Genomic DNA, 21,927 nt, shown 5'->3' on the forward strand with positions numbered 1-21,927 from the left:
CTTTCTTACCTTAACAAGTTGAATTGGTTATACATTTTTTCGTCGCAATTGTGTCTATCTCTCGAGTTTAGCTAGTTTTTATAAGCTCTGGTTTCTAATCAATATAACAAATTTTAGAAGTGCATAAGACAAGATGGTGACATTACTACACTTTCTTACCTTAACAAGTTGAATTGGTTATACATTTTTTCGTCGCAATTGTGTCTATCTCTCGAGTTTAGCTAGTTTTTATAAGCTCTGGTTTCTAATCAATATAACAAATTTTAGAAGTGCATAAGACAAGATGGTGACATTACTACAGTCATTTCTAGTCACCATATGTTGCTGGCACAGGCTGTTTGTAGTGTTGGCTATTTACTAGTCAGTTTAATCGGAGTGTTTAATTTTTATTGTTGAAAGGTTTTTATATGGCGAAAATTCTATCTTTAGGTCTGACAGGTAAGAAATTACTTGCTCAGGGGTTCTTGTTTGTTCTGCTAGGTCTCATCTTGATGGTCACGGGGACTTGGTTGCCAGTAACAGTTATTCGCCTGGTTCTGTTTTTAGCTTGGATAGCAACGGTCGTAGATTTGCTATTAAGAGTTTTCAAAAAAAGCCAGTCAACGGATACCTTGGGAGTTGCACTGGTTAAATTGTTAGTGCTGGGATATTTGCTAGGTTCTAATCTTGCGACTGATATACCGATTTATGTTCTGGCTCTTGTGATTGGAGTTTATCAGATTTTTCATGCTAGTATTAACCTTGTCACCTATGTTCTCTACCGCAAAAACAAAATTCGACCTCGTTTTCGTCTCTTACTAGATGGACTCGTACTAGTTTTTCTTGGTGGGACTAGTCTTTTGTCCTCTACAGGAAATTCTGTCTTTCAACTCTTTGTATTAGGGGCTTATTTTTTCCTTTATGGTCTGTCCAATATCCGTGATGGTTTCTTGTTTGAGGAGGAAATTGGGAAAAACCATCTCAAACGTCGTGTAAGAATGAGCTTACCTATTGTCCTAGCCGCTCTCATCCCTGCAAGTACTTTAGCAAAAATCAACAAATTCATGCAGGAAAATGCTGATGAGAGAGAGGATATCCATCTTGGAATGGTGAAGTCTGGTAAGACAGCGGAGCTTGAAATTTTTGTTCATACAGCTGAGACCTCTCTGTTTTCGGCAATTGGTCATGTGGATATCTGCTATCAAGGCCGTGTTATTTCTTATGGCAACTATGATCCGTCTTCTGAGACCTTATTTGGCATGGTAGGAGATGGTGTCTTATATTTCTGTGATCGTGACAAGTACATTGACCTATGTAAACGTGAGAGTCAAAAAACGCTTTTTGGTTATGGGATAGATTTGACGCCTGAAATGGAAAAAGCAGTTCAGAAAAAGTTGGCTGAATTGAAACAACTGACGATTCCATGGGAGCCAAGTGCAGATAAAATCATGACAGGTGATGGTAAGGAAGACTACACCTACGCTTATAAAATCAGACATGAGACAGATGGGGAACTTTATAAATTTATCAAATCTAAGTTTAAATCCTACTTTGTCTTATCTACAAACTGTGTGCTCTTGGCTGATACCATAGTCGGTCAGGCTGGCACCGATATCCTCTCACCCAAAGGATTTATCGCTCCAGGAACTTACCAAGCCTACCTTAATCGAGAGTTTGAAAAACCAAATAGTATAGTCGTATCTAAACATGTTTATTAAGGAGAATTTATGAACTTAGTAAAAAAATACACCCCGTTAATACTTTTTATAGGGCTGGTTGCTCTTGTAATTCTGAATGCATCGAGCTTTATATCAGGAGCAATCTCTCTCTTTGATGTAATATCAACCTTGATTTATGGTGCTGTTATTGCTTTTGTGCTTAATGTTCCTATGAAAAAAATTGAACAGTACTTAGTTAAATTGAAGGTAAAGGCAGAGTTGCGTCGTCCGATTGCCATGGTACTTGTTTTCCTAGCTCTTATCTTAATCGTGATTGCTCTTTTGGTTTTGGTGCTGCCAACCCTAGCCCAGACTATTAGTCAGCTGGGAGCAGTCCTTTCAACAGTCCTGACTCAACTTGGGAAATTGCTAGACAGCTCGGAATTTGTAACCAAAGACATGCTGTCAACTATCGTATCAGGAATTCAGGGACAGTCTAGCTCTATTAGTCAAGCTTTGATAACCTTCTTATCCGGTCTGACTAGTAATATAGGAAATATTTTTTCAAGTATAATGAATGCCTTTCTGATTATAGTATTTACCTTTTTATTTTTATCCAGTAAGGAACATCTGGCAGCGATGACGAGTAGACTTCTAAAAGTTATATTTCCAGAGAAAGTGGTGACAAAGTTAACTTACATTGGACAAGTAGCACTAGAGACTTATGACCAATTTTTGATGAGTCAGCTGATTGAAGCAGTCATCATAGGAGTTATGATAGCGGTTGGCTACAGCCTGTTTGGACTACCTTATGGGGTAATGACAGGTATATTTGCAGGAGTGCTATCGTTCATTCCTTATGTAGGGCCTATGATTGCTTGTGTTGTGGGAGCGATTTTTATCTTCACAGTGAGTCCTACTCAAGCCTTACTTTCTCTTCTTCTATATCAAGTTATACAGCTGATTGAAGGAAACCTTATTTATCCTAGAGTTGTAGGTCAATCTATTGGTTTGCCAGCTATTTTCACGCTTGCGGCTGCTAGTATTGGAGGCAATCTCTTTGGCTTACTTGGGATGATATTCTTTACACCGATATTTGCTGTTATCTATCGATTGGTTAAGGAATTTGTCGTTGCAAAGGAAAATCAGCTAGATTAAGAAAAACTAAATTTAATAAGATATACTGAGAAGAGAGTGAGAGATTCTCTTCTCTTTTATTTTTAAATACTTTTCTACAAAAAGCTATTAGACGTTAAAAAAAGCCTTGGTTTCAAGGCTTATTTCTGTTGATTTAGATGTGCCCCCTGCAGGGCTCGAACCTGCGCCCCATAGCTTAAGAGTCTACTGCTCTACCAACTGAGCTAAGGAGGCAACAGAAAAAGCTGAGAATGTAACTTCCCAGCTATTTTAATATGCCCAAAATGGCAGCTAGATTATTTACGAAAGGCATCAAGGATATAGGTGAAACCAACAATTAAAAATGCAAAGGCAACGACATAAACGACAAAGACACTTGTAGCTACTGGATTGAACAAAATCACTAGACCTAGTAAAAATGCAAGCAACGCTATCCACATGATATGGTTGCCAATAATAGGGAAAATCAATCCCAGACGATTGCCTTTAAAGAAAACTATAATGGCTTCTACAATTAACCAAATTCCTAAAATAGTTGGAATGACAACTGGCAGCGTCACAAAGCCATAGGCAACGAGGTAAAGAGCTAAGAGAAGATTAACAATCCCTTGGAAAAGATGAGCTGGTGAGCGAAGCTCTTTTGGTACAGAGAAATAGCCTAAAATAGCTGCTATAGAAGAAACCAGTAAACCAAATGCAATCCACCAGCTGTAAGCAACAAGATTAGCTACTGGGTTTGTAAATAGGAAAAGTCCTAAAAGGACAAAAACAACTCCTGCAAGGAATAGCAGTAAACGATTAGAAAATTTCATTTCAATACCCCCTATATAGTATAGTTTGATAATAAAAATATTATACACCTTTTTAGAGGAAATGTCAATAAACAAAATGGAAAATTTGGAAGTTTCAGTCTGATTTATGAAAAGAAAATCAGTTTTTATTATTTTGAAAATAAAAAGAGAAGATAAAATTTGTCTTCTCTACATGAAAATATTGTATGGAATCAAAGCAAAAGTAACTGGCTTTACACTATTTGTAAAGATGTAATTTGATTCAAAAAGAAAAGATAGATTTAAAATGTGGGACAAATGATGGGGTAAATCAGTTATAGACAAGCAAAAAAAGCCTTGATTTNCAAGGCTTTTTCCTGTTGTATTTAGATGCCCCCTACAGGGATCGAACCTGTGACCCACGGATTAAGAGTCCGCTGCTCTGCCAGCTGAGCTAAGGAGGCAAAGAAAAAAGCTGTATTGGTGCCGAAACTTCACGGTTTGTATTGAACCCGCGCAATTAAGCAGGTGGGCAACTCGCTCTAACTGAAGCTGTTTCCGTGTGAGACGGCCTACATGCTGTTAGAAGACTTTTGTTTCCCTAATAATACAAAAAATAGTCGGTCAACACTTAAGTGTGAAGTCGTACACCACAGCGTTTCTATGTTTATATAATACCACTTTTTCAAAAAAAATCAAGAGGAAAGTGCAATTTTTTGAAAAGGATTTCAGATTTTTCGCAAACGGTCGATAGCTTCCTTTCTTTGAGCCAAAGCCCGTTCATATTTACCAGTATCTTCTGCTTGGAAATAGTGATGATTACGAATTTTTTCTGGTAGATAGTCTTGCTTGACCCAATTTCCAGGGTAGTTGTGTGGATAGAGATAGTCTTGGGCATTCCCCAGTTCCTTGCTTCCACTGTAGTGCCCATCACGCAGGTGTCGCGGAATAGGCAAGTGCCCTGATGTTTTGAGGTCAGCAAGGGCCTTGTCCATCGCCACATAGGCTGAGTTGGATTTTGGAGAGAGGGCCAGATCAATGACGACATTAGCTATGAGAATGCGGGCTTCTGGGAAGCCAATCCTTTGTGCAGCATCTAGAGCAGTTACGGTATGAATCTGCGCTTCAGGATTGGCCAAGCCGATATCTTCATAAGCGATAACAGTCAAACGACGAGCTAGACTAGGCAGATCCCCAGCTTCAATCAAGCGGGCTGCGTAGTGGAGACTGGCATCCACATCCGAGCCACGGATGGATTTTTGCAGGGCAGAGAGGACATCGTAGTGCCCGTCTCCATCCTTGTCCATAGTAATATAGCTTCGCTGGAGGCTATTTTCCATGATATCCAGTGTGATATGGCGGATGCCCTTGTCATTTTCAGGGGTAGAGAGAACAGCCAAATCTAGTGAATTAAAGGCAGAACGAAGGTCTCCATTGGTAGAGGTTGCGATGAAATCCAGCGCATCCTCATCTAGCTCAACTGGGAAGTCAAAACCACGCTCAGGGTCAGTTAGAGCGATTTGAATCGCCTCTTTGACGTCTTGATTGGACAAGGGTTCTAATTCAAAAATCTGAACACGGCTACGAATGGCAGGAGTGACAGAAAAGAAGGGATTTTCAGTCGTAGCGCCAATCATGATGACCAGACCACTTTCCAAGAGAGGTAAGAGGAAGTCTTGCTTGGTTTTATCTAGTCTATGAATCTCGTCTAGTAATAGGACGAGACCACCAGAGAATTTCGCCTCTTCCGCGATTTCTTGGAGTCTTTTTTTACTATCTACTGTCGCATTGAAAGTTCGAAAGGTATACTTGGTCGTCCCTGCGATGGCAGAGGCAATACTGGTCTTGCCGATTCCCGGAGGTCCATAAAGAATCATGGAGGACAGGCGGTTGGCTTCCACCATGCGGCGGATAATTTTTCCAGGCCCGACCAGATGTTCCTGACCAATGACCTGATCGATGGTTTTAGGGCGCATGCGAAGCGCGAGATTGTCTGGCATAGCAGTCCTTTCTAGCGTGGATTTTCTGATGTATATGTGGTAAGATGGTAGTATCTATTTTAGCATATTTCCGAGCAATCGGGGCGATTTAAGAGTCGCATAGAAAGAGGACAAAATGGCAACATACGGATTTTTAGATGTTTTAGAGGAAGAATTGGACAAGAACTTTCCCTTTGACTTTGAGATTAGTTGGGACAAGCGCAACCATGCGGTAGAAGTGAGTTTTCTTTTGGAAGCACAAAACGCTGCAGGTGTGGAGATGGTGGACGAGGACGGAGAGGTATCATCAGACGATATCCTCTTTGAAGAAGCAGTCCTTTTCTACAATCCTGCCAAGTCAACAGTCAATGAGGAAGACTATTTGACAGTTATCCCTTACCTACCTAAAAAAGGTTTTTCTCGTGAGTTTCTAGCTTATTTTGCGCTATTCCTCAAAGACACTGCAGAGGTTGGGCTGGATGCGCTTATGGACTTTTTGGAAGACCCAGAAGCAGAAGAGTTCGTCATGGAATGGAACCAAGAAGTCTTTGAAGAAGGAAAAGTCGGCTTGGAAGAAGGAGAATTTTATCCTTATCCGAGGTATTAGAAACTAGCGAGGAAGTATATGAAGAAAATAGGTTTGTCTTTTATCTCTGGTCTGTCCTTCGTTTTTTTGATGCTAGGATTTGCTTTTGGGACAATTGCCTTTATAGAGTTAGACTTTTCGTTTGTCTTTGTTCCAGGTTACCTATTTACTTTCTTCAGCATCTATCTGATATTTATCCTTCATGAGCTGGGACACGCATTTTGCGGTTACCTGACAGGCTATCGACTGGTGGCTTTTGGATTAGGGAATTTTCTTCTGACCAAAAAGTCAGGCAAGTTTTCTCTTAGCCGAACTGCCGTTCTGAAAAATGTTGGTGCTCAGTATATTGGATTGAAAGAAGATGAAAGCGACCAAAGAATCATCCTGATGCTTGCAGGTGGCTTGATGGTTCATCTTGGCTTGATTTTATTGGCGATATTGTATGGTTTTTTGACAGCTAACTGGTATTTTGCGGCTACTTGGATTTGTCTAAATCTATCTTTTCTTCTCATCAATGCTAAGCCAGTTGGGATTACCGATGGAGCAAAAATCTGGGAATTGCTACACCACCCTGAAAATACCAAGTACGCCTATATGGTATTGAGGCATTCTGCCCAGACCTTACTAGCTCCTCAAGAATATGATTTGAAAGACTTTATCATTCCTGTTGCTGAGGATGCGAAAGGGAGTTTTGCAGAAAGCATTCTAATTTTTCAGGGACTGGTTTTCATATTCGATAATCAGATAGATGCTGCCAAAAAACACTTTCAGTCTTTATTAGATAGAACTGATAATCCGATGTCTCAAACTCTTTCTCAATTATACCTTCTTCAAATTGCCTTGCTTGAAGGAGATCATGAGAAAGCGGAGCAATATGCAAGTATTCGAAGCGTTAAATCCTTTTTGTCTCTAAAAATGGCAGATATGCAGATCATGCAAGCCTGGTATCAATTTCTGGTAAAGAAAGATATGGAGCAGACTGACAAGGCTATAAAAATTGCTAGACAAAACATGGGAACTAGCCGCTTAGTGCGAGATGAGAAACGTTATTATGAAAGCTGGTTAGCAGAGTTGGAAAAGAAAATAGCTGAAGGAGTTTGATATGGAAATAGAAATTTCTGATTTTACAGGTTGCAAAATTGCCCTCTTTTGTGAGGATAGGATTTTAACTATCTTGCGTGATGACAAATCAAACATTCCATACCCTAATACATGGGAATTGCCAGGTGGCGGACGAGAGGGTGATGAAAGTCCTTTTGAGTGCGCGGCGCGTGAAGTTTACGAAGAACTAGGAATTCATCTGACTGAGGATTGTCTGCTTTGGAGTAAGGTTTACCCAAGTATGCTTTTTGAGGGGAAGGAATCCATCTTTCTAGTTGGCAAGTTAAGGCAGGAACAGTTTGATAGTATCGTTTTTGGTGATGAAGGACAAGGCTATAAAATGATGAGTATTGAGGAGTTTCTTGGCTCAGATAGGGTTGTACCCCAGTTGCAGGATAGAGTGAGGGATTATATGGAGAGTAACTATGATTAGACTAGAACGAGCAGTAGCAGAAGATTTAGAAACCATCATTTCTATTCAAAGAGCCAGTTTTAAGGCAGTCTATGAGAAATACCAAGATGAGTATGATCCCTATCTAGAGGATCGTGAACGAATCAAGTGGAAATTGGTTGAGCGTCCCAATAGCTATTACTACTTTGTGAAAGAAAAGGACGAAAATATCGGATTTTTACGAGTTCAGACCAATGAGGAATTGACGGAAGCTTGGTTGGGAACGGCAGCGATTTTGCCCCAGTATCAAGGAAAAGGTTATGGTTCTGAGGGATTGAGATTGCTGGAAAAGGAATTTCCAACGATTAAACAGTGGGATTTGTGTACGGTATTACAGGATGCGGGGATGGTTGCCTTTTATGAGAAAAATGGCTACCGTCAAACCCATATCGAGCCTGAAAAAGAAGGTATGGATATGGTTTACATGAATAAAATGATTGATAAATAGAAAGGATGGTTCGGTTACATTTCTAAACTGAACCCGCCCTAAACACTGTGCAAAAAAGATAAACTTCTCTTAGATACAAGCGTCTTCAGAGAGTTTCCTATTTTGGCTTTGTGTTTTACGGGCTTGGTATCTTAATGATGGAAACATGGCAAGAGTTAAAAGTTACAGTCAATCGTGAGGGAGAGGAATTGGTTTCCAACCTCCTGATTGAGCTGGGAGCGCAAGGTATTGCGATTGAAGACAGTATGGACTATGTGGGGAATGTCGACCGTTTTGGTGAGATTTTCCCAGAGGTTGAGCAACAAGAAGAAATCATAGTGATAGCCTACTACCCTGATACGGTTGATGTGGTAACGGTTGAAATGGACTTGAAGGCTCGCTTAGCAGAATTGACGGACTTTATGGACTTAGGAGAAGTCAAGATGGGCACGACTGCCTTGGCTGAGGAAGACTGGGCTGACAACTGGAAGAAATACTATGAACTAGCTCGCATTACTCATGACTTGACCATCGTGCCGTCCTGGACGGACTATGAGGCGACTGCGGGAGAAAAGATTATCAAGCTGGATCCAGGCATGGCTTTTGGGACTGGAACGCATCCAACGACCAAGATGAGCCTCTTTGCCTTGGAGCAGGTTCTTCGTGGTGGCGAAACGGTGCTAGATGTGGGTACTGGATCGGGTGTCCTTTCTATTGCCAGCTCTCTACTGGGTGCCAAGGAAATTTTTGCTTACGACCTAGATGATGTGGCAGTTCGTGTTGCTCAGGAAAATATTGAGCTCAACCCTGGTATGGAAAATATCCATGTAGCGGCAGGAGATTTGCTTAAGGGTGTGGAAATTGAGGCAGATGTCATCGTGGCTAATATCTTGGCGGATATTCTCATCCATCTGACAGAGGATGCTTATCGTTTGGTCAAGGACGAAGGCTACCTGATCATGAGTGGCATTATCAAGGACAAGTGGGACATGGTGCGCGAGTCGGCTGAGTCAGCTGGATTTTTCCTTGAAACCCACATGATTCAAGGGGAATGGAATGCCTGTGTCTTTAAGAAAACCAAGGATATTTCAGGTGTGATTGGAGGCTAGCATGCAGCAGTATTTTGTCAAGGGTAGTGCAGTCTCTCCTGTCACCATTAAGGACAAGGAAACTAGCAAGCATATGTTTCAGGTCATGCGCCTGAAAGAAGAGGATGAGGTGACCTTAGTCTTTGATGATGGCATCAAGCGCTTGGCGCGCGTGATAGATGTGGAAAATCGTCAGTTTGAGTTGGTCCAAGAATTAACTGACAATGTGGAACTACCAGTCCAGGTGACTATCGCATCTGGATTTCCCAAGGGAGACAAGCTGGAGTTTATTACTCAGAAAGTAACAGAACTAGGTGCTAGCCAAATCTGGGCCTTTCCTGCCGATTGGTCAGTCGCCAAGTGGGACGGTAAGAAGTTGGGCAAGAAAGCCGAAAAACTAGAAAAAATTGCCCTTGGAGCAGCCGAACAAAGCAAGCGTAATATCGTTCCAGGTATCCAGCTTTTTGAGAAAAAAGCAGATTTTCTAGCCCAGTTGGACCAGTTTGACTCTATCGTAGTGGCCTATGAAGAATCAGCAAAAGAAGGAGAAACCGCTGCGCTCTTACAAGTAGTTGCTGGTCTTGAAAAGGGAGCCAAATTGCTCTTTATCTTTGGTCCGGAAGGTGGTCTCTCACCAGCAGAAATTGAAAGTTTTGAAGCTAAAGGAGCCATTTTGGCAGGTCTTGGCCCTCGTATCCTACGAGCAGAAACAGCCCCGCTTTATGCCTTATCAGCCCTTAGTGTTTTAGTAGAATTAGAAAAATAAGAGGAAGAAGATGGAACAAAAACACCGTTCAGAATTTCCAGAAAAGGAACTTTGGGACTTAACAGCCCTATACCAAGACCGTGAGGATTTCTTGCGAGCAATCGAAAAGACTCGCGAAGACATCAACCAATTTAGCTGTGATTACAAGGGTAATCTTCACACTTTTGAGGATTTTGAGAAGGCCTTTGCGGAATTGGAGCAAGTCTATATCCAGATGAGCCATATCGGCAATTACGCCTTTATGCCTCAGACGACAGACTATAGCAATGAAGAATTCGCCAATATCGCCCAAGCTGGGATGGAATTTGAAACAGATGCCAGCGTAGGCTTGACCTTCTTTGATGACGCCTTGGTGGTTGCAGACGAGGAAGTCTTGGACCGTTTGGGTGAATTGCCACATTTGACGGCAGCCATTCGTCAGGCTAAAATCAAAAAAGCCCACTATCTAGGGGCTGATGTGGAGAAGGCTTTGACAAATCTGGGTGAAGTTTTCTACAGTCCACAGGATATTTATACTAAGATGCGAGCTGGGGACTTTGAAATGGCTGACTTTGAAGTCAATGGCAAGACCTATAAAAACAGCTTTGTTACCTATGAGAATTTCTACCAAAACCACGAGGACGCTGAAGTTCGTGAGAAATCTTTCCGTTCCTTCTCAGAGGGACTTCGTAAGCACCAAAATACGGCTGCGGCAGCCTACTTAGCTCAGGTCAAGTCTGAAAAACTGTTGGCAGATATGAAGGGCTACGACTCGGTTTTTGATTATCTTCTAGCTGAGCAAGAAGTGGACCGTGCCATGTTTGACCGTCAGATTGACCTCATCATGAAGGACTTTGCACCAGTTGCTCAGAGATACCTCAAGCATGTTGCCAAGGTCAATGGTCTTGAAAAGATGACCTTTGCAGACTGGAAATTGGACTTGGACAGCGCCCTTAATCCTGAAGTGACTATTGATGACGCCTATGATTTGGTCATGAAGTCAGTAGAACCTTTGGGACAAGAATATTGTCAGGAAGTTGCTCGCTATCAAGAAGAACGCTGGGTGGACTTTGCTGCCAATAGTGGCAAGGATTCTGGTGGTTATGCAGCGGATCCATATCGCGTGCACCCTTATGTCCTCATGAGCTGGACAGGCCGTTTGAGCGATGTCTATACCTTGATTCATGAAATCGGGCATTCTGGTCAATTCATCTTTTCTGACAATCATCAAAGCTACTTCAACGCCCACATGTCGACCTACTATGTCGAAGCGCCATCAACCTTCAATGAGTTGCTGTTAAGTGACTACTTGGAGCACCAGTCTGATGACCCACGTCAAAAACGCTTTGCCCTTGCCCACCGCTTGACAGATACCTACTTCCATAATTTTATCACCCACCTCTTGGAAGCAGCCTTCCAGCGTAAGGTTTATACACTGATTGAAGAAGGGGAGACCTTTGGAGCAAGCAAGCTCAACAGCATTATGAAGGAAGTCTTGACGGATTTCTGGGGAGATGCTATTGAGATTGATGATGATGCAGCTCTGACCTGGATGCGCCAAGCTCACTACTACATGGGCTTGTATAGCTATACCTACTCAGCGGGACTAGTTATTTCGACTGCTGGTTACCTCCATCTTAAAAACTCTGAGAATGGAGCTGAAGATTGGCTCAATCTCCTCAAATTAGGTGGTAGCAAGACACCACTTGAGTCAGCCATGATTATAGGTGCTGATATTTCAACAGACAAACCACTTCGTGATACCATCCAATTCTTGTCTGACACAGTTGATCAGATCATCGCCTACAGTGCCCAGTTGGGAGAGTAAGGGTATCCAGTGTCGGATTTAAGACGGTTTATGATAAGATGAATACACAAAAATCACCTGTTTTAGGTGATTTTTTCATGCTTTAAAGATTTATTCAAATTTTCCTTTATTGGCTTCATTTGAAGCCTTCATGCTAATTTGTAAAAGGTTGGCGAGATTTTCATTATCAAGGCTAGCTTCTCCATTATTATCCACTTTTATGGCGAGGTAATGAGTGTTGCGATCAAGATAATCCATTCCCTCTAAATCGACATAGTTATTCGCTTTAAAATCAAGCGCCGCTAATTGATAAACAAATCGAATATTTAGAGCTTTAGCATAGTCTGTTTCAAGAACCTTTTGTTGTTCTTCTACCAGTCCTTGAAAGAATTCGAGACGGTCTGTGTGATAGGATGCTTTGACTTCATATTGGTAAGTATCTACAGCTGGAGACATAAATTTCAAATAAACCAAGTCGCCCTCTACCTTGTAATCTTCAAGAGTATAGGCACCTGCTTTTCCTAATGCATTGGTGTTGACCTTGAAAAACATTGGTGCATAAATTTTCAGAGGATATTTTTCTCCCTTATACTCAAAGATGGTATCATTTGAAAAATTCGGACGGATTTTAGTTAACTCAGGGGCTAAATATTCGTTCCAAATCTTATCAAATAACTCTTCTTGATTGCTAGCACCCGCTGATTTCACAACTAGGTCGAAATTCTCTTGATTAACAAAGACGGCATCCACTAATTTGAGAGCTGTTTGAACCTTAGGATCCGAAATTTCCTTTTTCTTTTTTTCAAGATTCTCAGTCGCCTCTTTCGTGCGATCTAAAGTTTTATTAAATTGACTGCCACTGTTGGTTTCAACAAAGGTTCTCTCATAGTTGGTAGGTTCAACTTTGGCATTCCAGTCAAATGAAGCGGCAGGGCCAGTTACATCTTTCTTATGATAGGTCGAGGATTCAGTCCTTTGTGAGTCCTCAGAGTGATTAGTAGCCGTAGTTGAGGAATTTGATGAACAGCCAATAAGGGCGAATGCTAAAATTGTAGCAGTAGTTAAAAAATAAACTCTAAACTTTTTTCTCATTTTAGTCTCCTTTAGCAATAACGTATATTGTGTCTCTCTATTATACCATTCTCTTCATTTTTTTGTACGATTGGCTAGTAAAAGGTATGATGGAAGAATTCAGTTTATCCAAAGCAGTTTTGGATAAATATTTGAAAGACTTTAATGTTTTTGAACGATAAGTAGAAAAGGATTTTTATTTGATTTTTTACTATACACCAGTGTGGAGTAAGGAAGAAATTTTATCTAGTTTAATGAATTCAGTTTTAAAAGCTACTTTTATGGTATATTATAAGGGAACTATGGTCAGCTGTTTTATGGAATATTATAAATAAGGAGAAGGTTATGAAAAAACGTATGTTTTTCGCAATGTTAGTTTTAGTAGGATTAATAATGATAGGAATAACAGGATGTGGAGAAAATAAGAACAGTCGAGAATGGATTGAGAACAAAGTCTCTGAGGTCAGTCGAGTCTATCCAACCGAGAATCTGTTTGACTTGTTTAAGCAATTTCCGGAAGGGTTCAAAGTAAATCAAGTATTTATAAAACGTGGAACCTATATCATCGAAATAACTTTACAAGGAGATAGTAGTAATCAAACAATTTCTGGATTACTAACTAAAACACGTGCTTCTGATGATATTACTGAAAAGCCAGAAGAAACAATAAAAGTAGATTATATCGATAGGAAATTTACCTTCTCTGATGAGGAGAAGGCGAAAGAAATATGGCCTTTTGACGGATTTTTATTTCAAAAGTTAACGATTGATCATTCATTTTTATCTTCAATGTCTATGAAATCCAAAAGTTATAATGGCAATAATGGAGCATTTGATATTGATTATTTGGTTCGGAATCAAACTATCAATCAGTATTTTAAAAAAGATGAAAATGAACAAGTAACATTAGGTTTTGGAAGTTCATACCGAAACGACGATTATTACTATTATTCAGTAACTGTCAGCTACGATAGTATTTATATATTTAGAGAAACGGTATCAAATTAAAAGGAAATAAAATGGTAGATGAAAAATTTGTGAATAGTGGAATTCCAACTTTAGATGCTTCTAATCTGACTTACGAATTTGAACAAGATGCAAGGGAATATTGCTTTTATGGTATACTATAAGGGAACTACGGTTAGCTATTTTGTTGAATATCATAAATAAGGAGAAGGTTATGAAAAAACGCATGTTTCTCACAATATTACTTTTAGGGGGATTGATAATGATAGGACTAACAGGATGTGGAGAAAATAAGAACAGCCGAGAATGGATTGAGAACAAAGTCTCTGAGGTTAGTCGTGTCTATCCAACCGAAAATCTCTTTGACTTGTTTAAGCAATTTCCAGAAGGGTTTGAGATTGAGCAGGTCTATTTTAAAAAGAAAAGTGATGGACCCGATAATTATATTACAGAAATTAAGCTGAAAGGTGATGCAACATCGCATACAATAACGGGTACCCTTGCTAAAATTCCAGCAAAGGATGATGCACCAAAGAGCGACGAAGTGGTAGTAAGTGTTCAATATGTAGACAACAAATTTATTTTTTCTGATGAAGAAACCGCTAAAAAAATATGGAAGTTTGAGGGTTTCTTGTTTCAAAAACTTGGTATAGATAAAGAATTTTTAAGCAAATTATCATTAAAAAACAAACATTTTAACGGAAACAATGGTTCTTTTGATATAGATTACATTATTAAAAACACAACGATTAACCAATATTTTAATAAACAGCAACAAGCTGAAACAGTGCTAGGATTTGGTAGTTCTTTGAGATTAGATGACTTTTATTACTATTCTATTACTGTTGATTTTAATGATGGTTATTATTTTAAGGAGAGAGTATCGAATTAGGAGAGAAGTATGAGTAAGAAGGATACAGTGAACAGTGGTATTGCCACTCTAGATGCAGCAAATCTGACTTATGAATTTGAGAATGTGCGGGTTAACCAACCTGAAATTGGACATGATGATAGAAAACAACTTCTTGATGCAGTAGATAGAAGTAAACCTCTCCCTCCCAACCTCCAATATCTAGATGATTTTCATGATGATTCCACTGGAACAAGTGGTACAGCCTTTCTAGATAAGGACAGTGGAGAAGTGATTATTGCCTATACGGGAACGAATCCTAATGCAGACATAGCCAAGGATGTCGCTACAGATGTCGGTGGGATAATTATGGCGTTCGGTTATCATTATGATGAAGCTTTCACATTTTATGAAAGGATTCGACAGAGATATGGGGATAATATTACTCTTACCGGGCATTCTTTAGGAGGGAACATCGCTCAGAGGGTGGCCTTAGAGTATAACGCTCCCCGTACTGTAGTATATAACTCAGCGCCTCTCTATTTAGAAGGTCTTATCGAATCTAAAGATAGAATCATAGATTACCTAACTCCTTGGGATTCGGCAAGGGAGAAGATAATCAATAAACAAAAAACATTCACAGGTCAAGTGGTACGAATCCGTACTCAAGATGACTTTCTTAACAATATCTCTATGCCTCTTTTGGGTGTATATTTGGGAGAAGATTATCTACTTGAAAATTCCGGTGGACACAGTATTGATCCAGATATTACGGGTGATAAAGATCAAATTAACCAAATCAAGGATATTTTGGAAAAACAGAGTCCAGAGAAGATGACTGGACTTGAAAAGAAGAACTATGAGACCCTGAAGAAACTACAAGGTGTCAAAAACGGACTTCTAAAGCAGTTGAATACTCAATTTTTATCAGATGGTAGTATAAATAGCCATGAGATGTTTTTCTTGGATAGCATCCAAGCAACAGCTGTTGCGACAGCAATGACAGAGAGTGTCAGCAACGGACACAGCGAGATTGAGGCAGTGGCGAAAAAAGCAGTTGCGGATGCTGAAACACTGTACGCTAAAAGTAAGGAAGTTCCGTGGTTCGTCACAGAATTAACTTATGATGAGATAGAGGATGTCTATGCAGAAGCTGGGGTAACGTATGATAGTATTGTGGGGGAGACTCAGAGACATTTTGATAAAAAAGTAAGTAAATCAGCTGAGATTGTAAAAGCCTTTACGGATCTGGAAACGAATATTCAGAAGGGTGTTGAACAAGCAGTTGAAGGAGATGAAAGCTTGGCAAGGGATATTAATCAATGGACAAACTAGAAGAAATTCAAATTAAAATAAAAAAGCAAGAAGATGGTCTTTGGTCTTTGGAGGATGACTATAGAACTGCTAAGAAGAAAATAGAAGAATCATATGAAAATTTGGATGATAATCGCTCTCAGTTGACCAGACTATATGAGGAGTTTGAGAACATCGCTTATGATTTTGGTAGACAGAATTCTGGAGATGATGGGGAACACCACCAATTTCTGATGTTATTGGAATCTTATGCAGTTGAGACCAGGAGTGAGTATTTTCGTCAATATGCTAAAATAGAAGCAAAAGATGAAGAGTTGCAGACTCAGTATCGAAAAGAGCGCTCTCGCTTAGAAAAAGAGTTAGAAGAGAGTTATAGTCAAAGAAGAAATCTATACGAGTTAGAAAGGGAGCAGAAAAAATGCTAGTGGATTTAGTCATAGATGATTTGATTGGACCCATGTCAGAATCAGCCAGACGAGAAATCAAAAAAACATTAGAAAGAGCAGCTATCAAAGCATTTTGTGCTCCTCCTATAAAATCAGGTAGAAAAGGTATTGTAGATAAGTACGATGAGGAGATAGGAGTTCTTGCTATGACAAATAAGACAGCTGTAACGACTTTAGCAGCTCAAATGGATAGTTCAATTAATGGTTTAGGACAAAAAGCCATTAGCGAGACTATTAGTAAAAATAGTACATCTTTTGAAGATTTAACTCCGAAAAAGAAAAAATAGTGCTTTAAATATGCCATGTTCCTTTCCAATTTTTCCAAATATTCCTATTCAAAGTCATCTTCGGATGGCTTTTTGATAAGTTACTAGAAATGTAGAGGTACTGAGAAAATATACTCCTACCTGATAATGAAAACTAATAAAAGAGGTTGAATCATTTTTCAACCTCTTTTCCTGTATCTTAATGGAATTGCATACCACCATCGACGATAATGGTTTGTCCTGTAATGTAGTTTGAATCTGGTCCTGCGAGGAAGCTGACAGCAGCAGCCACATCTTCTGGTTCAGATAGGCGTTTTAGGGTAATATCTTTTGCAAATGTCTGCATACCCCACTCGTCATCTTTTCCTGCATTTTTACCAACTTCATGAGCGATATCGTACATCATTGGTGTTTTAACAATACCTGGTGCGTAGGCGTTAACAGTTATGCCTGAGTCTGCTAAATCACGTGCTAATGTTTGCGTAATTCCGCGAACAGCAAATTTGGTTCCACCATAAACAGTTAGATTTGGATTACCGACTACACCGGCTTGAGAGGTTGCGTTGATAATTTTACCTCCGTGGCCAAGCGCTTTAAATTGCGCTTGTGCAGCTTGTGAACCCCAAATGACACCACCAACGTTGATACCGAAAGTACGTGTAAATTGTTCCTCAGTAATTGTATTAAGAGGAGTAGTTGGAGCAACACCAGCGTTATTTACGACAACATTCAAATCACCAAAATGGTCAACAACTTTTTGAAATGCTTGGGCAACTTCTGCCTGTTTCGAAACATCAGCTACGACAGCAAAGGCATTTTCAGCTGATAATTCGGTAACAGCCTTTTCGGCTGTTTCGGGATTGTAGTCTAAGACTCCTACCTTAAAGCCATCTTGAACCAATCGTTTCGCAATTGCAAAACCGATTCCTTGACCTGCACCTGTGACAATAGCAACTTTAGACATATGATTCCTCCTTGGTATTTACGATACCATTCAAACGTTCATAAAAGAACAGCAAAGGTTTACAAATGAGCTTTTATAATGGGTTTTGTAATCCCTATCAAAACTACGCTATTAGTATACACCTTTGAAAAAAATGTTTCAAAAAATCACTACCGTTTTTACAGAATTCTAACCTGAAATTTCCAGTCAATTTTCTTGAAACCCTTTCCTTCTTTTGATAGACTAATACATAGTTCGAAAAAAAGGAGACTTATCATGAAAAAATTTGTTGCTGAATTAATCGGTACATTTATGCTTGTGTTCATCGGAACAGGAGCTGTTGTTTTTGGAAATGGTGTTGAAGGTGTTGGGCACCTTGGGATTGCTCTTGCTTTTGGTTTGGCAATCGTAGTTGCAGCTTACTCAATCGGAACTGTTTCAGGTGCTCACTTGAACCCAGCGGTTTCAATCGCTATGTTTGTAAACAAACGTTTGTCATCTTCTGAGCTTGTAAATTACATCCTTGGACAAGTGGTTGGAGCTTTCCTTGCGTCAGCTGCAGTATTCTTCCTCTTGTCTAACTCAGGTATGTCGACTGCTAGTCTTGGCGAAAATGCCTTGGCAAACGGTGTCACTGTCTTTGGTGGATTCTTGTTTGAAGTCATCGCAACCTTCTTGTTTGTCCTAGTTATCATGACTGTCACTTCAGCAAGCAAAGGTAATGGCGCAATCGCTGGTTTGGTAATCGGTTTGTCATTGACAGCCTTGATCCTTGTGGGATTGAACATCACTGGACTTTCAGTAAACCCAGCTCGTAGCTTGGCTCCTGCTGTCTTGGTAGGTGGCGCAGCCCTTCAACAAGTATGGATTTTCATCCTTGCCCCAATCGTTGGTGGTATTCTTGCAGCCCTTGTTGCGAAAAACTTTCTTGGAACAGAAGAATAATTGAAACTCAAAAAGCCTTGCTCCTCGTTTTGAGGAACAGGGCTTTTTCGTATGATACTCTTCGAAAATCTCTTCAAACCACGTCAGCTTCGCCTTTGATTATATATGTGACTGACTTCGTCAGTTCTATCTGCAACCTCAAAACACTGTTTTGAGCTGACTTCTTCAGTCTTATCTATAACCTCAAAGCAGTGCTTTGAGCAACCTGCGGCTAGCTTCCTAGTTTGCTCTTTGATTTTCATTGAGTATGAGTTTAACGGTTGTCAATTTTCTCTGGGTAAAGGTCGTGTTGGAAGAGGCGTTGTTCTGCTAAGCCTTCATACTTGGTTCCAGATCTACCGTAGTTGTAGTAGGGGTCGATTGAAATGCCCCCGCGCGGAGTGAATTTTCCCCATACCTCCAAATAGCGAGGGTCTAGCAAGTTGATCAAGTCTTTCCCGATGGTGTTGATACAGTTTTCATGAAAATCTCCATGATTTCGATAGCTAAAGAGGTAGAGTTTGAGGGATTTTGACTCGACACAGAGCTTGTCAGGAATGTAGGAAATATAAATCGTCGCAAAGTCTGGTTGAGCAGTGATAGGGCACAGCGAGGTAAATTCAGGACAGTTGAATTTGATGAAATAGTCATTTTCCACATGACGATTGTCAAAAGATTCGAGGATATCTGGTTGATAGTCAAAGATGTAGTTGGTTTCTTTGTTGCCTAGTAGGCTTAGGTTTTTCATTTCTTCTTGTTGTGACATGATTTTTTCTTTCTAATTTAAACCCCACGTTGGTTATCGTAGAGGAGGGTATGAAGTTGAGGAAGGACGCGGACATTGCCCCAGCTATCGTCAGCAGCGACGCGTTCCCAGAGTTCTTTGAGGCGGTCTAGTTGGTCTTGGACAATATTGCCTGTAGCCTTGGGCTCAGGATTTCCTGCTGATAAGAAGAGAACATCTGGTTGGTAGCGTTCTTGAATCCCTTTGGCAAAGGCCAAATCGGCATCGTCAAAGACAGGGATTTTAAAGGTGACCTTGTCTGGATCTAGTTGGGAAACGATAAAGTCCAAGGTCTCGAAGTTGACTTCCATCTTGGATGAAGGAGGTTTGGGACTCAGAGTGACCTGATCAATATCTTTTAACCAATTTTGCCAGCGGGAGCCTTGGGTCTCAACAGCCAGAGTGACACCACGTTCCTTGAGCTTAGTGACCAGTTCAGCCATGTTGGCTGCTAGGATAGCAGGATTTCCCCCAGATAGGGTAACGTAATCGTAGCCTCCTAGTTTATCCAAGGCAGCAATGACCTCGTCAGCTGTCATACGAGTAGGTTTTTCAGAACCATCCCAAGTAAAGGCAGAGTCGCACCAGTCGCAGTGGTAGTCGCAACCAGCAGTGCGGACAAACATGGTTTTCTGCCCGATAGCACGACCTTCACCTTGAAAGGTAGGGCCAAAAATTTCCAGAACTGGTAGTTTGAGGACACGTTCCCTAGTCATCTAACCACTCCCGTCTAAACTCTGCAAAGGCAGTCGGAGTTTCATAGAGGCGAACGTATTCCATACGGAGACCGCGCTCGTCTGGCAACTCTTGACTCATGGTTTGAAAAATCCAGTAAACCATATTTTCAGCAGTTGTGTTCATATAAGGCAGGGTTTCATTGAGATAGCGATGATCCAAATGGGGTTCTAAGAAGTCCTTGTAGATAGCTTTGATGTCTCCAAAATCGTAGGTCATGCCCCGTTCATCCAAAAATCCACTGACAGCGATTTGTAAATGATAAGTGTGGCCGTGCAGGGACTTGCATTTTCCTTCATAGTGAAAGAGGTGGTGGGCAGCGTCAAAGGTAAATTCTTTTGATACCAAGGTTCTGTGAGGATTGTAGACAAGAGACTCCCCAGTTTCCTGTTTGATTTCTTTGGGTGCAAAAAACATTAGCCCTCTCCTTTCTGTGAGAGATAAACATCAAGGCCATGCTGGCGTAAGTGACAGGCTGGACAATCACCGCAGCCACTTCCGATAATCCCATTGTAGCAGGTCAAGGTTTTTTCAAGAACGTAGTCAAAGGCACCGAGTTGGTCGGCTAATTCCCAAGTCTCAGCCTTGTCTAGCCACATGAGGGGTGTTTGGATAACAAAGTCGTAATCCATAGCAAGCTTGAGCGTAACATTGAGGGATTTGACAAAGGCATCTCGACAGTCAGGATAGCCTGAGAAGTCTGTCTCGCAGACACCTGTCACGATATCTTTAATGCCACGTTGCTTTGCAAGAACAGCCGCAAAGGACAAAAAGAGGTGGTTGCGACCATCAACGAAAGTATTGGGAACCTCTCCCTCTTTTTGCTCGATTTCCAGATCAGAGGTCAGGGCATTTTCAGTGATTTGCCCTAGCAGAGACATATCGAGGATATGATGACGAATACCTTGTTCCTTAGCGATTTCTTCAGCAACTTGAATTTCGAGATGATGGCGTTGGCCGTAGGCAAAGGTGACGGCTTCAACTGTTTTATAGTGTTCTTTAGCCCAAAAGAGGCAGGTTGTGGAATCTTGACCGCCGCTAAAGACGACCAAGGCTGATTGACGTTTCATAGTACTCCTTCCAAAATGGGAAATGTTCAGAGCACGCAAAAAGCTCCCTTGAGGGGAGCTAAAAAATACCAAGTAGAGGTTTTTTTTAGCGATGGCATGTCCCAAACATCGTAATATTCTACCTACAGTCTAGCATATTTTTTGAAAAATGGCAAAGGGCAAGAAAAAAGAGACCAAATAAAGTACTTGGTCTCTCGTGTGATTAGCTCAATTCAGCAACGATGGCCTTGATTTGTTCTGCAGTATGAACACCTGCAACCTGTTTCACCACTTGGCCGTCTTTTTTGAAGAGAAGGGTTGGGATAGACATGATTCCAAAGGCACGAGCTGTGTTTGGATTTTCATCAACGTCCATTTTAACGATTTTCAAGATATCTTCTGAAAGTTCTTCAGACAATTTGTCCAAGATTGGACCTTGCATACGACATGGACCACACCAAGTTGCCCAGAAGTCTACCAAGACCAAACCGTCTTTTGTTTCTTGTTCAAATGTTGCATCTGTAATTGCTTTTGCCATTGTATTTCTCCTTTTTAATTATATTGGCTTAAATCTTGTTTCATGAGATAGAAGAAGACATCTCCATAAGTCCCATGGTAATCCAAATCATGACCATTATAGGTCAATTTTTGAACTGGGTAATAGTCTGCGACACCGATAAGGCAAGCTTGTTGAGAACGTTCAAAGTCTTGGTAAGACTCGAACGTCATGGTTCTCTCTTGTTTGCTGGTGTCTAGATAGGTAATTTCGATCATATTAAACTCCTTTGTTCGATCTTGACTTTATTGTACTCCTTGAAAAGAGGAATGTCAAGAAAAATGATTGCGCACGC

General features: G+C 40.6%; 25 protein-coding genes and 2 tRNA genes. 15 read left to right on the plus strand and 12 right to left on the minus strand.

From position 1 onward, the window contains the following. Positions 1–407 precede the first annotated feature (407 nt). Positions 408–1,697 carry a hypothetical protein gene (locus tag D8847_RS05155; protein WP_001062786.1) on the plus strand — a complete coding sequence of 430 codons (1,290 nt, stop codon included), beginning with the start codon at positions 408–410 and terminating at the stop codon, positions 1,695–1,697. 9 nt (positions 1,698–1,706) lie between these two features. Next, a complete protein-coding gene (locus tag D8847_RS05160) occupies positions 1,707–2,795 on the plus strand; it encodes an AI-2E family transporter (RefSeq protein WP_001055011.1) in 1,089 nt (362 codons plus the stop codon). 140 nt (positions 2,796–2,935) lie between these two features. Here the strand turns inward: D8847_RS05160 and D8847_RS05165 are convergent. The 4 genes from D8847_RS05165 to D8847_RS05180 all read right to left on the minus strand — a co-directional run bounded on the left by D8847_RS05165 (position 2,936) and on the right by D8847_RS05180 (position 5,544). Further along, positions 2,936–3,008, minus strand: a tRNA-Lys gene (locus D8847_RS05165). Positions 3,009–3,070: 62 nt separating this feature from the next. Beyond that, entirely contained in the window at positions 3,071–3,586 is a 516-nt protein-coding gene (locus D8847_RS05170) for a DUF308 domain-containing protein (RefSeq protein ID WP_000672740.1), read from the minus strand. Between the two features lie 349 nt (positions 3,587–3,935). Further along, a tRNA-Lys gene (locus tag D8847_RS05175) sits at positions 3,936–4,008 on the minus strand. A 264-nt stretch (positions 4,009–4,272) separates the two neighbouring features. Beyond that, positions 4,273–5,544, minus strand: coding sequence for a replication-associated recombination protein A (locus tag D8847_RS05180; protein ID WP_125840853.1), 1,272 nt, complete (start codon positions 5,542–5,544; stop codon positions 4,273–4,275). 115 nt (positions 5,545–5,659) lie between these two features. On the opposite strand from D8847_RS05180, the gene D8847_RS05185 reads away from it, so the two are divergent. The 7 genes from D8847_RS05185 to pepF all read left to right on the plus strand — a co-directional run bounded on the left by D8847_RS05185 (position 5,660) and on the right by pepF (position 11,749). Further along, positions 5,660–6,130: a DUF3013 family protein gene (locus tag D8847_RS05185; RefSeq protein ID WP_023935667.1), complete on the plus strand. Its 471-nt coding sequence runs from the start codon at positions 5,660–5,662 to the stop codon at positions 6,128–6,130. An 18-nt stretch (positions 6,131–6,148) separates the two neighbouring features. Further along, complete coding sequence (locus D8847_RS05190; RefSeq protein ID WP_125840854.1) at positions 6,149–7,210, plus strand: site-2 protease family protein; 1,062 nt, start codon at positions 6,149–6,151, stop codon at positions 7,208–7,210. A gap of 1 nt (position 7,211) precedes the next feature. Next, positions 7,212–7,643, plus strand: a complete 432-nt coding sequence (locus D8847_RS05195; RefSeq protein WP_125840855.1) for an NUDIX hydrolase — start codon at positions 7,212–7,214, stop codon at positions 7,641–7,643. Next, positions 7,636–8,109 (plus strand): GNAT family N-acetyltransferase, encoded by a 474-nt coding sequence (locus D8847_RS05200; protein WP_084942952.1) that lies wholly within the window; start codon positions 7,636–7,638, stop codon positions 8,107–8,109. Before D8847_RS05195 ends, D8847_RS05200 begins: the two co-directional genes overlap by 8 nt. Positions 8,110–8,246: 137 nt before the next feature. Beyond that, positions 8,247–9,197 (plus strand): 50S ribosomal protein L11 methyltransferase, encoded by a 951-nt coding sequence (gene prmA / locus D8847_RS05205; protein ID WP_125840906.1) that lies wholly within the window; start codon positions 8,247–8,249, stop codon positions 9,195–9,197. Between the two features lies 1 nt (position 9,198). Further along, a complete protein-coding gene (locus tag D8847_RS05210; RefSeq protein ID WP_045616773.1) occupies positions 9,199–9,942 on the plus strand; it encodes a 16S rRNA (uracil(1498)-N(3))-methyltransferase in 744 nt (247 codons plus the stop codon). A 10-nt stretch (positions 9,943–9,952) separates the two neighbouring features. Continuing rightward, positions 9,953–11,749, plus strand: a complete 1,797-nt coding sequence (gene pepF, locus D8847_RS05215; RefSeq protein ID WP_125840856.1) for an oligoendopeptidase F — start codon at positions 9,953–9,955, stop codon at positions 11,747–11,749. Between the two features lie 90 nt (positions 11,750–11,839). On the opposite strand, the gene D8847_RS05220 is transcribed toward pepF, so the two are convergent. Beyond that, the gene (locus tag D8847_RS05220) at positions 11,840–12,820 is read right to left on the minus strand and encodes a hypothetical protein (RefSeq protein ID WP_125840857.1); all 981 of its coding nucleotides are present in this window, start codon (positions 12,818–12,820) and stop codon (positions 11,840–11,842) included. Positions 12,821–13,144: 324 nt separating this feature from the next. Here D8847_RS05220 and D8847_RS05225 point away from each other — a divergent pair, with 324 nt between their 5' ends. From D8847_RS05225 to D8847_RS05245, 5 genes are all read left to right on the plus strand, one after another. Then, positions 13,145–13,807, plus strand: a complete 663-nt coding sequence (locus D8847_RS05225) for a hypothetical protein (protein ID WP_125840858.1) — start codon at positions 13,145–13,147, stop codon at positions 13,805–13,807. Between the two features lie 172 nt (positions 13,808–13,979). Continuing rightward, entirely contained in the window at positions 13,980–14,657 is a 678-nt protein-coding gene (locus tag D8847_RS05230) for a hypothetical protein (protein ID WP_125840859.1), read from the plus strand. A gap of 9 nt (positions 14,658–14,666) precedes the next feature. Continuing rightward, positions 14,667–15,950, plus strand: coding sequence for a DUF2974 domain-containing protein (locus D8847_RS05235; protein WP_125840860.1), 1,284 nt, complete (start codon positions 14,667–14,669; stop codon positions 15,948–15,950). Beyond that, positions 15,938–16,354 (plus strand): hypothetical protein, encoded by a 417-nt coding sequence (locus tag D8847_RS05240; protein ID WP_125840861.1) that lies wholly within the window; start codon positions 15,938–15,940, stop codon positions 16,352–16,354. Before D8847_RS05235 ends, D8847_RS05240 begins: the two co-directional genes overlap by 13 nt. After that, complete coding sequence (locus D8847_RS05245; protein WP_125840862.1) at positions 16,348–16,662, plus strand: hypothetical protein; 315 nt, start codon at positions 16,348–16,350, stop codon at positions 16,660–16,662. Before D8847_RS05240 ends, D8847_RS05245 begins: the two co-directional genes overlap by 7 nt. A 178-nt stretch (positions 16,663–16,840) precedes the next feature. Here the strand turns inward: D8847_RS05245 and D8847_RS05250 are convergent, their stop codons facing one another. After that, the gene (locus D8847_RS05250; protein WP_125840863.1) at positions 16,841–17,605 is read right to left on the minus strand and encodes a (S)-acetoin forming diacetyl reductase; all 765 of its coding nucleotides are present in this window, start codon (positions 17,603–17,605) and stop codon (positions 16,841–16,843) included. Positions 17,606–17,860: 255 nt separating this feature from the next. Between D8847_RS05250 and D8847_RS05255 the strand changes: the two genes are divergently transcribed. Next, positions 17,861–18,529, plus strand: a complete 669-nt coding sequence (locus D8847_RS05255) for an MIP/aquaporin family protein (protein ID WP_125840864.1) — start codon at positions 17,861–17,863, stop codon at positions 18,527–18,529. Positions 18,530–18,782: 253 nt separating this feature from the next. Here D8847_RS05255 and queF read toward each other — a convergent pair whose 3' ends face one another. The 6 genes from queF to D8847_RS05290 all read right to left on the minus strand — a co-directional run bounded on the left by queF (position 18,783) and on the right by D8847_RS05290 (position 21,850). Further along, entirely contained in the window at positions 18,783–19,274 is a 492-nt protein-coding gene (gene queF / locus D8847_RS05265; RefSeq protein WP_125840865.1) for a preQ(1) synthase, read from the minus strand. Positions 19,275–19,291: 17 nt separating this feature from the next. Continuing rightward, positions 19,292–20,008 carry a 7-carboxy-7-deazaguanine synthase QueE gene (queE, locus tag D8847_RS05270; RefSeq protein ID WP_125840866.1) on the minus strand — a complete coding sequence of 239 codons (717 nt, stop codon included), beginning with the start codon at positions 20,006–20,008 and terminating at the stop codon, positions 19,292–19,294. Beyond that, a complete protein-coding gene (gene queD, locus D8847_RS05275; RefSeq protein ID WP_125840867.1) occupies positions 20,001–20,444 on the minus strand; it encodes a 6-carboxytetrahydropterin synthase QueD in 444 nt (147 codons plus the stop codon). The genes queE and queD overlap by 8 nt, the downstream gene beginning before the upstream one ends. After that, entirely contained in the window at positions 20,444–21,097 is a 654-nt protein-coding gene (gene queC, locus D8847_RS05280; protein WP_125840868.1) for a 7-cyano-7-deazaguanine synthase QueC, read from the minus strand. The genes queD and queC overlap by 1 nt, the downstream gene beginning before the upstream one ends. A 202-nt stretch (positions 21,098–21,299) precedes the next feature. Further along, entirely contained in the window at positions 21,300–21,614 is a 315-nt protein-coding gene (gene trxA, locus D8847_RS05285; RefSeq protein WP_001029577.1) for a thioredoxin, read from the minus strand. 14 nt (positions 21,615–21,628) lie between these two features. Continuing rightward, positions 21,629–21,850 (minus strand): DUF4649 family protein, encoded by a 222-nt coding sequence (locus D8847_RS05290; protein WP_000570267.1) that lies wholly within the window; start codon positions 21,848–21,850, stop codon positions 21,629–21,631. Between the last annotated feature and the right edge of the window lie 77 nt (positions 21,851–21,927).

The sequence above is a fragment of the Streptococcus mitis genome (genome assembly GCF_003942795.1).
In the GTDB taxonomy this organism is placed as follows: domain Bacteria; phylum Bacillota; class Bacilli; order Lactobacillales; family Streptococcaceae; genus Streptococcus; species Streptococcus mitis_BJ.